The sequence below is a fragment of the uncultured Ferrimonas sp. genome, assembly GCF_947489035.1.
Lineage (GTDB): Bacteria > Pseudomonadota > Gammaproteobacteria > Enterobacterales > Shewanellaceae > Ferrimonas.
This window is the reverse complement of sequence record NZ_CANLCI010000067.1, coordinates 1-746: the sequence shown is the minus strand read 5'-3', so window position 1 is coordinate 746 and position 746 is coordinate 1. Positions and strand designations below refer to the sequence as shown.

The following is a 746-nucleotide window of genomic DNA, read 5'->3' as shown; positions in this document are numbered from 1 at the left end:
TTTGAACGTACGAAACCGCACGTAAACGTTGGTACCATTGGCCACGTTGACCACGGTAAAACCACTCTGACCGCTGCAATCACCAACGTGCTGGCCAAGCACATGGGTGGCGAAGCTAAAGCATTCGACCAGATCGATAACGCTCCAGAAGAGCGCGAGCGTGGTATCACCATCGCTGCATCTCACGTTGAGTACGATACTGAGACCCGTCACTACGCCCACGTAGATTGCCCAGGACACGCTGATTACGTTAAAAACATGATCACCGGTGCTGCTCAGATGGACGGCGCTATCTTGGTATGTGCTGCTACTGATGGCCCAATGCCACAGACCCGTGAGCACATCCTGCTGTCTCGTCAGGTTGGCGTACCTTACATCATCGTGTTCCTGAACAAGTGTGACATGGTAGATGACGAAGAGCTGCTGGAACTGGTAGAGATGGAAGTTCGTGAACTGCTGTCTGAGTACGATTTCCCAGGTGATGACACTCCAGTAATTCAGGGTTCAGCTCTGAAAGCCCTAGAAGGCGAAGCTGAGTGGGAAGCTAAAATCATCGAGCTGTCTGAAGCACTGGATACTTACATCCCAGAGCCAGAGCGTGCAGTAGATGGCGCGTTCTTGCTGCCAATCGAAGACGTATTCTCTATCCAGGGCCGTGGTACTGTAGTTACCGGTCGTGTAGAGCGCGGTATCGTACGCGTAGGCGACGAAGTAGAAATCGTTGGCGTTAAAGAAACCACTAAGAC

General features: G+C 52.0%; 1 protein-coding gene. It reads left to right on the top strand.

The genetic code is table 11. From position 1 onward, the window contains the following. On the top strand, positions 1 to 746 hold a 746-nt coding region (locus Q0796_RS18095), incomplete at both ends, for an elongation factor Tu (protein WP_298445886.1).